Source organism: Oceanobacillus sp. GQ8 (assembly GCF_059758495.1).
In genome coordinates this window covers 83,217-95,384 of sequence record NZ_JCAXEV010000002.1, presented here as the reverse complement: position 1 = coordinate 95,384, position 12,168 = coordinate 83,217, and the positions used below count along the sequence as shown (strand labels likewise).

Annotated in this window: 9 protein-coding genes; 8 read left to right on the top strand and 1 reads right to left on the bottom strand. The window is 41.3% G+C overall.

The features are described 5' to 3' along the window. Window positions 1–9 precede the first annotated feature (9 nt). The 4 genes from remB (at window position 10) to AC6CHS_RS05445 (ending at window position 6,020) form a co-directional block, all read left to right on the top strand. Window positions 10–300: an extracellular matrix regulator RemB gene (remB, locus tag AC6CHS_RS05460; protein WP_498234693.1), complete on the top strand. Its 291-nt coding sequence runs from the start codon at window positions 10–12 to the stop codon at window positions 298–300. Between the two features lie 53 nt (window positions 301–353). Beyond that, window positions 354–2,279, top strand: coding sequence for a DNA topoisomerase (ATP-hydrolyzing) subunit B (gene gyrB / locus AC6CHS_RS05455; protein ID WP_498234692.1), 1,926 nt, complete (start codon window positions 354–356; stop codon window positions 2,277–2,279). Window positions 2,280–2,350: 71 nt separating this feature from the next. Further along, on the top strand, window positions 2,351–4,858 hold the full coding sequence (gyrA, locus tag AC6CHS_RS05450) for a DNA gyrase subunit A (protein WP_498234690.1): 2,508 nt from the start codon (window positions 2,351–2,353) through the stop codon (window positions 4,856–4,858). Between the two features lie 61 nt (window positions 4,859–4,919). Next, complete coding sequence (locus tag AC6CHS_RS05445; protein ID WP_498234688.1) at window positions 4,920–6,020, top strand: HD-GYP domain-containing protein; 1,101 nt, start codon at window positions 4,920–4,922, stop codon at window positions 6,018–6,020. A 430-nt stretch (window positions 6,021–6,450) separates the two neighbouring features. Here the strand turns inward: AC6CHS_RS05445 and AC6CHS_RS05440 are convergent, their stop codons facing one another. Next, window positions 6,451–7,398, bottom strand: a complete 948-nt coding sequence (locus AC6CHS_RS05440) for a YaaC family protein (RefSeq protein WP_498234686.1) — start codon at window positions 7,396–7,398, stop codon at window positions 6,451–6,453. Window positions 7,399–7,575: 177 nt separating this feature from the next. On the opposite strand from AC6CHS_RS05440, the gene guaB reads away from it, so the two are divergent. From guaB to pdxT, 4 genes are all read left to right on the top strand, one after another. Then, the gene (guaB, locus tag AC6CHS_RS05435) at window positions 7,576–9,048 is read left to right on the top strand and encodes an IMP dehydrogenase (protein ID WP_498234684.1); all 1,473 of its coding nucleotides are present in this window, start codon (window positions 7,576–7,578) and stop codon (window positions 9,046–9,048) included. A 136-nt stretch (window positions 9,049–9,184) separates the two neighbouring features. Continuing rightward, the gene (locus tag AC6CHS_RS05430; RefSeq protein ID WP_498234683.1) at window positions 9,185–10,522 is read left to right on the top strand and encodes a serine hydrolase; all 1,338 of its coding nucleotides are present in this window, start codon (window positions 9,185–9,187) and stop codon (window positions 10,520–10,522) included. A gap of 80 nt (window positions 10,523–10,602) precedes the next feature. Further along, on the top strand, window positions 10,603–11,487 hold the full coding sequence (gene pdxS, locus AC6CHS_RS05425) for a pyridoxal 5'-phosphate synthase lyase subunit PdxS (protein ID WP_498234681.1): 885 nt from the start codon (window positions 10,603–10,605) through the stop codon (window positions 11,485–11,487). A gap of 17 nt (window positions 11,488–11,504) precedes the next feature. Next, entirely contained in the window at window positions 11,505–12,092 is a 588-nt protein-coding gene (pdxT, locus tag AC6CHS_RS05420; RefSeq protein ID WP_498234679.1) for a pyridoxal 5'-phosphate synthase glutaminase subunit PdxT, read from the top strand. The last annotated feature ends 76 nt before the right edge of the window (window positions 12,093–12,168 follow it).

Here is a 12,168-nt window from a genome sequence, read left to right as displayed (position 1 = left end):
GGAGATAGCATGTTTATTCATATCGGAAATGATAATGTCATCCGTTCTCAGGATGTGGTTGCAATCATTGACTATAATTTAATCTCATCATCTACCATCATGGAGGAAATGATGGAGAACGCTGGCAAAGAAAAGAAAGTAGTAGGTCCAACGGTTGATGCAAAATCAGTCATGATCACAAAGGAAATCATCTACTACAGCACGCTTTCTGTCTCAACATTGAAGAAACGCGCTAGTATGATCTCCACCATCAGTAAGCTAGATGATTTCTCAGATGAGATAAAGGAAGAAGAAGCATAGCATACTGTTTTTAATTCGAAACATTTTAAGTAACAGGAAATGGAAGTGAGAGCATGGCAATGGAAGACAATATGACGAATACCCAATCCGAATATGGTGCAGATCAGATTCAAGTACTAGAAGGACTTGAAGCAGTACGAAAAAGACCTGGCATGTATATTGGATCAACGAGTGAGAAAGGCTTACACCATCTTGTATGGGAAATTGTTGATAACAGTATCGATGAAGCATTAGCTGGATATTGTGACAGAATCGATGTAACAATTGAAAAAGATAACAGTATTACCGTAAGCGATAATGGCCGTGGTATTCCAGTAGGCATACAAAAGAAAACAGGTCGGCCAGCATTAGAAGTTATCATGACCGTACTCCACGCTGGAGGAAAATTTGGAGGTGGCGGCTACAAGGTTTCTGGTGGACTGCATGGTGTAGGTGCCTCTGTAGTTAACGCCCTGTCAACAAACTTGGAAGTTCATGTTCACTTGGATAATAAAATTCATTATTTAGGCTTTAAAAAAGGAGTTCCACAGGGAGAAATTGAAGTCGTTGGCGAAACGGACGTCACAGGAACGACTACCCATTTTGTTCCAGACCCTGAAATCTTTGATACAATCGAATACGATTATGATACGTTGACACAGCGCTTACGTGAGTTGGCATTCTTAAATAAAGGTATTACTATCACCGTAGAAGATAAACGTACGGATGAAGAACCTGTCAGCTATTTCTACGAGGGTGGGATAAAGTCCTATGTGGAATTTATCAACCGCACGAAAGAAGTCTTACATGAGCCATTCTATGCAGAGGGAGAAGATCAAGGAATCTCTGTAGAAGTTGCAATTCAGTATAACGAAGGTTTTGCAAGCAGCTTGTACTCGTTTGCCAACAACATTCACACCTACGAAGGTGGTAGTCACGAATCTGGTTTCCGAACAGGTCTTACCAGAGTGATTAATGATTATGCGAGAAAAAACAATTTATACCGAGAAAACGATCCAAACCTCTCTGGTGATGATGTACGGGAAGGAATGACCGCCATCGTCTCCGTTAAACACCCTGATCCACAATTTGAGGGACAGACAAAAACAAAGCTTGGTAACAGTGAAGCACGTACCATTACAGACTCTGTTTTCAGTGAAATGTTCTCCAAGTTCCTTTATGAAAACCCGTCTGTCGCGAAAATCATTGTTGATAAAGGGCTAATGGCTTCGCGTGCACGTTTAGCTGCGAAAAAAGCTAGAGAGCTGACTAGAAGAAAAAGTGCGCTGGAAATTTCGAATCTACCAGGTAAGCTTGCCGACTGTTCCTCTAAGGATGCAAAAATAAGTGAGCTTTATATCGTAGAGGGAGACTCTGCTGGAGGTTCCGCCAAGTCTGGTCGTGACCGTCATTTTCAAGCGATCTTGCCACTACGCGGTAAAATTCTCAATGTTGAGAAAGCCCGACTTGATAAAATTTTGTCCAATAATGAAGTTCGTGCCATGATTACTGCCCTTGGTACAGGTATCGGTGAAGATTTCGATATTACGAAGGCCCGCTATCATAAAGTCATTATCATGACAGATGCCGATGTCGATGGTGCACATATACGTACTTTACTATTAACCTTTTTCTATCGTTATATGCGTCCATTAATCGAATATGGCTATATTTATATCGCACAGCCACCTTTGTATCAGATCAAGCAAGGGAAAGCTGTTCATTATGTTTATAACGAAAAAGCATTAGATAAATTGCTTAAAGAGCTTCCACAATTACCTAAGCCAGGGATTCAGCGTTATAAAGGGCTAGGAGAAATGAATGCTACCCAGCTTTGGGATACGACGATGGATCCAGATACACGTACACTCCTCCAGGTTGACCTAGCAGATGCCATCGAAGCAGATCAAGTATTTGATATGCTGATGGGAGACAAAGTGGAACCAAGAAGGAACTTTATTGAAGAGAATGCACAATATGTTAAAAATCTTGATGTTTAATTCATATCAATTTATGTAATATTTGAGGCAAATCACTATTCTTTTGATGAATAGTGATAGGAGGTATAATAATGGCAGAGGAAAAACGTTCAAACGTTCAGGAAATAAATATTAGCAATGAGATGCGCACATCCTTCCTTGACTACGCAATGAGTGTTATCGTATCACGTGCATTGCCAGATGTACGGGATGGCATGAAACCAGTGCATCGCAGAATTTTATATGCAATGAATGATCTGGGGATGCACTCAGATAAAGCATACAAAAAGTCTGCCCGTATCGTTGGGGAAGTTATTGGTAAATACCATCCACATGGTGATTCAGCCGTTTATGAAACAATGGTCCGGATGGCACAAGACTTCAGCTATCGCTATATGCTAGTTGATGGCCACGGGAACTTCGGTTCAGTTGATGGTGACTCAGCAGCAGCAATGCGTTATACAGAAGCAAGAATGTCCAAAATATCCATGGAGCTCCTCCGTGATATAAATAAAGACACAATTGATTACACAGATAACTATGATGGCTCTGAACGGGAGCCAGTCGTTTTTCCAGCTCGATTTCCTAATTTAATTGTGAACGGAACTTCTGGAATTGCAGTAGGAATGGCAACGAATATTCCTCCACATAACCTAGGAGAAACGATTGACGCCGTGCTTGCGATTAGTAAAGACCCGGATATCACCATCAATGAATTGATGGAAGATTATATCCATGGCCCCGATTTCCCAACAGCTGGCCAGATTCTAGGGAAAAGTGGGATACGAAAAGCTTATGAAACAGGCAAAGGGTCCATTACCGTCAGAGCAAAAGCGAACATTGAAGAGCATGCAAACGGCAAGGCGACGATCATCGTCACAGAGCTTCCGTATCAAGTCAATAAAGCAAAACTAATTGAGCGGATTGCAGAACATGTGCGTGATAAGCGAATTGAAGGTATTACCGATTTGCGTGATGAATCAGATCGTAACGGTATGCGTATTGTGATGGAGCTACGTCGCGATGTTAATGCGAATGTCGTGCTAAATAACTTATACAAACATACGGCTCTGCAAACAACGTTTGGTATTAATACACTGGCTCTTGTTGATGGTCAGCCTAAAGTGTTGACGATTAAACAATGCCTTGAATATTACCTTGAGCACCAAAAGGTAATTATTAAACGCCGGACTGCGTTTGAATTACGTAAAGCAGAAGCAAGAGCACATATTTTAGAAGGATTGAGAATTGCGTTAGATCACTTGGATGAAGTGATCGCTCTTATCCGTAATTCCAAAACAGCCGATATTGCTAGAGACGGTTTGATGGAACGCTTTAAACTTTCGGAAAAACAGTCACAGGCAATTCTAGATATGCGTTTGCAGCGGTTAACTGGTCTAGAACGTGAAAAAATAGAAAATGAATACAAAGAACTTCTTGACCTAATTGAAGAATTAAAAGCTATTTTAGCAGATGAGGAAAAAGTTCTAGAAATTATCCGGGAAGAATTAACAGAGGTAAAAGAACGCTTCAATGACGAACGCCGTACAGAGCTTGTTCTAGGTGGTGTCGATTTCTTCGAGGATGAGGACTTAATTCCAGAAGAAAATATTGTGATTACCTTAACCCATCAAGGTTATATTAAACGTTTGCCATCCTCTACTTACCGAACTCAAAAGCGCGGAGGCCGTGGTATTCAGGGAATGGGGACAAATGAAGATGATTTTGTAGAACATCTTGTTTCAACCTCTACGCATGATACCGTGCTATTCTTTACGAATAAAGGGAAGGTCTACAAGGCTAAAGGCTATGAGATACCTGAGTTCAGCAGAACAGCGAAGGGTATCCCAATCATTAATCTCTTGCAGATAGAAAAAGGCGAGTGGGTTAACGCTGTTATTTCTGTAAATGAATTTACTGACACAGACTACTTGTTCTTTACGACCAAGCACGGGATCTCCAAGCGCACAACGCTTTCGCAATTTGCTAATATCCGTAAAGGTGGATTAATTGCTGTAGGGCTTCGGGATGAGGATGAATTGATTTCAGTGCGTCTAACCGATGGTGCGAAGGATATGATGATCGCTACGAAAAATGGTTATCTCATTCGATTCCCTGAAGATCAGATCCGATCTATGGGTAGAACAGCGGCCGGTGTGAAGGGTATTTCACTAAGGGAAGATGATGAGGTTGTATCCATGGAAATTCTTCAGGAGGATTCTAAAATCTTGCATGTTACAAGCAAAGGTTATGGAAAACAGACTCCTGAGATGGAGTATCGTGTAACAAATCGAGGCGGAAAAGGGATCTTTACATGTAACTTAACAGATAAAACGGGACATGTAGTAGCTGTAAAAGCTGTCTCTGGAGAAGAAGATCTCATGCTTATTACCGTAGCTGGCGTACTTATTCGAATTCCAGTCCAGGATATTTCGGAAACTGGCCGGAATACAATGGGTGTTCGTTTAATTAGGCTACAAGAAGAAGAGGAAGTAGCAACGGTAGCACGTGTTGACCAGGATGAAGACGAAGAAGAAATCGATGATGAAACAGAGGTTTCTGAAGCAGAAGAGTCAACAGAAGAGAATACAGAGGAATAAAAAATTGTAGGAAGGGGCTGAGGTCCCTTCCTAATTAATATGGTAAAGGGGGAAGAATGATATGAGGGTAAAAGCCTCGCAGCTTGTCCCAGGATGTGTGTTGCTTAGAGAAATAAAAGGGAAAACCAATAGAGACATAATCCCAAAAAACACGGTGTTAACAGAGGAACATATTACTGTCATAAAAAAATTCCTTGTTGAAAGTGTAGAAGTTTCTTCAAAGCTTGTCGAAGGAGATTCCTATACTCCAGAAAAGGCAGAGAAAATGGAACAGGTTCAGCAAACGGCTGAAAAGAAAGTTGCTGAAGAGCTCCCACCTTTTCAGGAACATTATGAACAAACAGTACAAGCATACAAAAAAATGTTTGAAAACTGGAAAAACGGTGCGCCTTTAGATATGCCATACGTTCGCAAATTAATCATTCCTTTAATAAAAAGAATGGATGATATTTCCTCTGCTGTTTATACTATGCACCATTATGCAAACAAGCGGGATTATATTTTCTATCATAGCGTCGCAGTCAGCATCCTATCCGCATTCCTTGCAAGAAAAATGGGCTATCCCTCTGGCGATTGGCTTCAAATCGGACTCGCCGGTTTTTTATGTGATGTAGGAATGGCAAAGATCGACCATAACCTTCTTCATAAAGCAGGTACATTAAACACAGCACAAAGGACCGATTTGAAAAAACATCCTACTTATTCTTATCGCATGGTTGAACAAATCCCAACCATTAAACAATCCGTGAAGCTGGCGATTTTGCAGCACCATGAAAGAATGGATGGCAGTGGGTATCCACTTGGTTTAACTAGTGGGAAAATACATAAAGTTGCAAGAATAATAGCGGTTTGTGATATGTACCATGCTATGACATGCGAAAGGGCATATAAGGAAAAGCAATCTCCATTTTTGGTAATAGAGGAATTGCAAAAGGAGCAGTTTTCCACCCTTGATCCAGACGTTGTTGCTAGCTTTGTTGAAAGTATGACGCATTTTTCTATCGGAACGAAAATTCGTCTTTCCAATAACCAGCTTGGTGAAATAGTGTTTATTGATGCAAAGCATCCAACGAGACCTATGGTACGAATGGAAGGTAAAAAAGATATCATATCCTTACAGCAAACAGAAGTATTCATTGAAGAAATAGTCGGTATCCAGTAAGGAGGATTACCGGCTATTTTTTATGGATTGTAGGTTCGTGGTCCTTTGATGACGATCAAACCGCCTGGGGAATTCGCTCAAAAAGTCCGTCATCCGCCATATGACGATCAAACCGTCTGAGTATTTCACTCAAAGTGTCGGTCATACGCCATATGATGATCAAACCAGCTGGGGAATTCGCTCAAAGAGTCCGTCATAGCACTTATGATGATCAAATCGACTGGTGATTTCGCTCAAAGTGTCCATCATCCGCTTGATGACGATCAAACAACCGAAGAATTTATCTCAAAGTGTCCATCATCCCCTGCATGATGATCAAACTGCCTAGGGATTTCGCTCAAAAATTCCATCATCCGCCGCATGACGATCAAACCACCCAAACAGCTCCCCAAAAAGATTCATGACACCCTGCCTGACGATCTAAACCTCATCAAGCCTTTCTTTTATAAAGCTCTAATCCCAATAAGAACGGTACTTTTTCAGCTGATTCTCTCAGGAAATGTGTAATAAAGGGATAGTCTGCATCTGACTTTGATGTAAAAAGATCCCCCCACCAATCGGTTTCATAGCGACAGAGCATACTTAGGTTATATAAGAGTAAGTAATGGACCATAACCTCGGAAAGTGGCAGGAACAGTTCTCTTTTTGCAGGAAAAAAGATGGGGCTTTGCGTTTTATCTGAATAGAATGGACCTTTGAGCTCAGTCAAAGGCTTGGCAAGCTCTACTTGTATATGATGGGAGACTGATTCCATATGCTTTATTTCTGGGAGAAAGGAGGAGATTTTATTAAGGAATCCATCCTTTGTCGTATGGTAATCATCCAGTATCTCAAGTGGGAATTCTAGCCATGTCCCCTGCCTCTTTCCTACCTGATAGAGCCCTTTCACCTGATGGAAACCAAGCATCATCCTCATTTCTGGAATGAGGGCAAGGAGTTGTTTCATATTAATTTTTTCAAATGGTAGTCTATTTATATGAAATAAGTGCTCAGAGAAGTAAGGGAATAAGCCATTGTGCTGGATCTTTACTTCATCCCGCAGAAAGGAATAGTCCTTTTTCTTTCGTTTTCTTGCGGTAACTCCGTGGGCAAGTAGGCTTGTTGATTCTGGGTAATCTGGTCTTACTGTCATCAAGCAGGCTTTGATTAGATGTGCCATGCCGTAAAAGTAGAGGACTGGCTGCAGAATGGGAGAGGAGTTACGCCCACTTTGGTAAAACATCTGCCCGTGTTGTATATACGAGGTAAAAACAGTGCAGTTTTCATAGCTTTTTCGATCCGCATCTATTTCCCCTATTGCTTTATAACAGTTGTATAGATAATGCTGCGCCGTTTGCTGTGACGTCAGATAGGTATAAAACATCTCTATATCCTGCATATAACATCATCTCCCAACTGTTTAAAAATTTTGAATCTACTTTCTTTAATTTTGTTTCATTATCTAGTTGAAAAAGCAAATAGGTTGGCGTATTGTATATAAAAATAGCATTACTTGCATAGCTTGTGCAGGGATTGCACGTTGCATACATATTACGAATCAGGAGGAGGAAGTATCATGCGTGAAGACAAGTTCGCTAAAGAAGGATTAACGTTTGATGATGTGCTGTTAATGCCAGGAAAATCCGAGGTATTACCTAAGGATGTGCAGGTTAAAACAAAACTGACAGATAATCTGCAGTTGAACAATCCATTTATTAGTGCCGGAATGGATACCGTAACAGAGGCTGAGATGGCCATCGCCATGGCTCGCCAAGGTGGCTTGGGAATCATTCATAAGAATATGTCAATTGAGGATCAGGCTGAACAAGTGGATCGTGTGAAGCGTTCGGAAAGTGGCGTCATAACCAACCCATTTTTCCTTACTCCTGAGCATCAGGTGTACGATGCTGAACATCTAATGGGTAAATTTCGTATTTCAGGTGTACCAATCGTGAACTCTATTGAGGAACAAAAGCTTGTTGGTATTTTAACGAACCGAGATTTGCGTTTTATCCAGGATTACTCCATTTCCATTTCTGAAGTTATGACAAGCGAAGACCTTGTCACAGCTCCAGTAGGAACAACATTAGAAGAAGCAGAGCAACTTCTCCAACGCTATAAAATTGAAAAGCTACCTTTAGTAGATGATCAAGGCATGCTTAAAGGATTAATTACGATTAAAGATATTGAAAAAGTAATCGAATTTCCAAATGCCGCCAAAGATAGCCAAGGAAGATTACTTGCAGGAGCAGCTGTTGGTGTTACTGGCGATGCGATGAAGCGAATTGAAAAACTCGTTGAAGCAGGTGTTGATGTAGTTGTAATCGATACAGCACATGGCCACTCTAAAGGGGTACTTGACCAAGTGAAGGTTGTACGTGATACGTACCCTGAATTGGATATTATTGCAGGAAATGTGGCGACAGCTGAAGCGACTAAAGAACTGATTGAAGCAGGTGCTTCCATCGTCAAAGTTGGGATTGGTCCTGGCTCTATTTGTACAACGAGAGTAGTAGCAGGAGTTGGGGTTCCCCAAATTACTGCCGTTCATGACTGTGCCCTTGCAGCAGCAGAATACAATGTCCCAGTTATCGCCGATGGCGGGATTAAATACTCTGGTGATATTGTTAAAGCATTGGCAGCAGGAGCGCATGCAGTAATGCTTGGGAGCATGTTTGCAGGTGTGAATGAAAGTCCCGGCGAAACGGAAATTTATCAAGGAAGACAATATAAAGTTTACCGTGGTATGGGTTCTGTTGGAGCAATGAAGGCTGGTTCTAAGGATCGTTACTTCCAGGAATCAAGCGAAACTAAAAAGTTGGTACCTGAAGGAATTGAAGGAAGAGTTGCCTATAAAGGTGCTCTCGCTGACACAGTACATCAATTAATCGGTGGCTTGCGTTCAGGTATGGGTTATTGTGGTACAGGTTCTATTGATGAATTACGTCATGATGCACGTTTTATTAAAATAACGAATGCGGGGCTTCGCGAAAGCCATCCACATGATGTTCAAATCACGAAAGAATCACCAAATTACTCTCTACAATAGAAAAGGTAACCATATTAGGAAATTTAGTAGACGGGGGAAATTCCCCGTCTATTTTTTCAGCGTTTTCTATGGTAAAATAACAAAGTGCGCACGTACATCACAAGAAGGTTAAACTACAAGTTGGAGGTAAAGGAAGTTGAAACACATAATGAAAAAGCGTTTATCAATGCTACTGGCTTTTCTGGTAGTGATAACATCAGTATTTGTCCAGCCATTTGCGGCGCAAGCCCAAGACACATTAGATATTGAAGCTGACTCGGCTATTTTAGTTGATGCAGCAACAGGGAAGATTATCTTTGCGAAAAATGCAGATGAAGCCCTGCCTCCAGCAAGTATGACAAAAATGATGACGGAATACCTTGTATGGGAAGCCATCGAGGAAGGTCAAATCAGCTGGGATACAACAACACAGATTAGCAACTATCCATATAGCATATCTGCCAATAACTCTTTTTCAGGAGTTGGATTAAGGCAAAATCAGGATTATACTGTCGAATCTTTATACGAAGCGATGGCAATTAATTCCGATAACGCTACAACCATTGCACTTGCTGAACTGATTGCAGGTTCAGAAGGTGAATTTGTAAAAATGATGAACGAAAAGGGAGAAGAAATGGGACTCCCTGATTATAAATTTGTAAACTCTACAGGATTGGATAATGCCTCACTCGGTGAAAATTATCCAGAAGGTACGGAACCAGATGCTACTAACATGTTATCTGCTGAGTCCTCTGCCTTACTAGCTTATCATCTCATAAAGGATTACCCGGAAGCATTGGATATATCCAGTATTCCAGCTACAGAATTTGATGGGCAACAAATCCGGAACTGGAACCATATGCTTGATCATGATACAACGTTTTTAAAGCAGTTTTATTATGAAGGGGTAGATGGATTAAAAACAGGTCATACCGATAGCGCTGGATATACCTTTACTGGAACAGCAAAACGCGGTGATCAACGTTTCATCTCGGTTGTAATGAAAACCGACAGTGAAGAAGAACGTTTTGCAGAAACAGCGAAACTATTTGATTATGGGTTTGATAACTTTGAAACAACAGAGTTATTCCCCGCAGGTTATCAACTTGAAGACCAAGCTACTATTCCAGTAGCTAAGGGAAAAGAAGATGCAGTGTCCGTATCTACTGGACAAGCAGTTTCCTTCCCGATTAAGAAAGATGAAGAGGATGCTTATAGCATTAAATATACAATAGACGAAGACAAGCTAAATGCTGAAGGAGAGTTGGCTGCACCTGTTAAAAAAGGGGATGTAGTAGGTACTGCCGAACTCGTTTATGAAGGCGAAAATGATTTTGGATATATTATGACTAGTTCTGATGGTCCAATTGACTTGGTTGCAGACGAGACAGTAGAGAAATCCAATTGGTTTATGCTGACACTTGGCGCAATTGGTGACTTCTTTGCAGATCTTTATACAACTGTTGTAGATTGGGTTAAAGGTTTATTTAGTTAATAAGAACGAGGTAATACCAAGAAGATCGTAACGTTTAGCGAAGCACCAATTATTCAATTTAAAAATAGGGGGAATTATTCATGTCAAATACAGGTACAGAACGTGTAAAACGTGGGATGGCGGAAATGCAAAAAGGCGGCGTCATTATGGATGTAGTAAACGCTGAACAGGCAAAAATAGCGGAAGCTGCAGGGGCAGTTGCCGTAATGGCACTTGAACGCGTACCATCAGATATTCGTGCAGCAGGTGGAGTAGCACGTATGGCAGACCCAACTATTACTGAAGAAGTTCTTAATGCAGTTTCCATTCCAGTAATGGCAAAAGCGCGTATTGGCCATATTGTAGAAGCTCGTGTACTTGAAGCAATGGGAGTAGACTACATTGATGAAAGTGAAGTACTAACACCAGCTGATGATATTTATCACTTAAATAAGTCAGATTACACGGTACCATTTGTATGTGGCTGTCGTAATCTTGGTGAAGCAGCTCGTCGTATTGGGGAAGGTGCTTCCATGTTACGTACGAAAGGTGAACCAGGAACTGGGAATATCGTGGAGGCAGTTCGCCATATGCGTGAAGTGCAATCAGAAATCCGTAAGCTTTCTGCTATGTCCAAAGATGAAGTGATGACATTTGCGAAACAAATCGGTGCACCATTTGAGTTATTGTTACAAATCCGTGAAGAAGGCCGCCTACCTGTCGTTAACTTTGCTGCAGGTGGAATTGCAACACCTTCTGATGCTGCGCTTATGATGGAGCTAGGAGCAGACGGTGTATTTGTTGGATCAGGTATTTTCAAATCAGACAATCCGGAAAAATTTGCGAAGGCTATTGTGGAAGCAACAACACATTACCAAGATTATGCATTAATTAGTGAGCTATCTAAAGGACTTGGTACAGCTATGAAAGGTCTTGAAATGAGTTCAATTGCTGCTCATGACCGTATGCAGGATCGCAGCGAATAGAAAGAAGGAATGATTTTATGATAACGATTGGTGTTCTTGCTCTTCAAGGGGCAGTACGTGAACATATTCGTTCAATAGAAGCATGTGGAGCAAAAGCTGTTGAAGTAAAGCGTGTGGAACAGCTTGAGGAAATTAACGGCATCATTCTTCCTGGTGGGGAGAGTACGACCATGCGTCGTTTAATTGATAGCTATGGTTTCTTCTCTGCTCTTAAGGAATTTGGCCGCCAAGGTAAACCTGTTTTTGGCACATGTGCAGGGTTAATTTTGATGGCAAGTGAAATTGATGGCCAGGAGAATGCCCATCTTGGGTTAATGAACATGAAAGTAGCACGAAATGCGTTTGGCCGCCAGGTTGCAAGCTTTGAAGCAGATCTTGAAGTAAGCCATATTGGTGATGCGTTTAATGCTGTATTCATTCGCGCACCATATGTATTGGAAGCTGGCCCAGAAGTAGAAGTATTGGCTACTTATCAAGACAGAATTGTTGCAGCAAAACAGGGGCATTATTTATGCACAGCATTCCATCCAGAATTAACGGATGATAACCGTGTCATTGCCCACTTTGTAACAATGGTCGAAGCATCCATGAAAGCAACTGCTTAATTGTTCCTGAAAAGAATCAGTGAGTGCTTATTCGACGCTACGGAAAATACTACGCTTTTCTGGGGCGGCTGGTAAG

Coding starts and splice junctions, on each gene's coding strand:
- remB (WP_498234693.1), top strand. CDS start 10: ATGTTTATTCATATCGGAAATGATAATGTCATCCGTTCTCAGGATGTG.
- gyrB (WP_498234692.1), top strand. CDS start 354: ATGGCAATGGAAGACAATATGACGAATACCCAATCCGAATATGGTGCA.
- gyrA (WP_498234690.1), top strand. CDS start 2,351: ATGGCAGAGGAAAAACGTTCAAACGTTCAGGAAATAAATATTAGCAAT.
- AC6CHS_RS05445 (WP_498234688.1), top strand. CDS start 4,920: ATGAGGGTAAAAGCCTCGCAGCTTGTCCCAGGATGTGTGTTGCTTAGA.
- AC6CHS_RS05440 (WP_498234686.1), bottom strand. CDS start 7,398: ATGCAGGATATAGAGATGTTTTATACCTATCTGACGTCACAGCAAACG.
- guaB (WP_498234684.1), top strand. CDS start 7,576: ATGCGTGAAGACAAGTTCGCTAAAGAAGGATTAACGTTTGATGATGTG.
- pdxS (WP_498234681.1), top strand. CDS start 10,603: ATGTCAAATACAGGTACAGAACGTGTAAAACGTGGGATGGCGGAAATG.
- pdxT (WP_498234679.1), top strand. CDS start 11,505: ATGATAACGATTGGTGTTCTTGCTCTTCAAGGGGCAGTACGTGAACAT.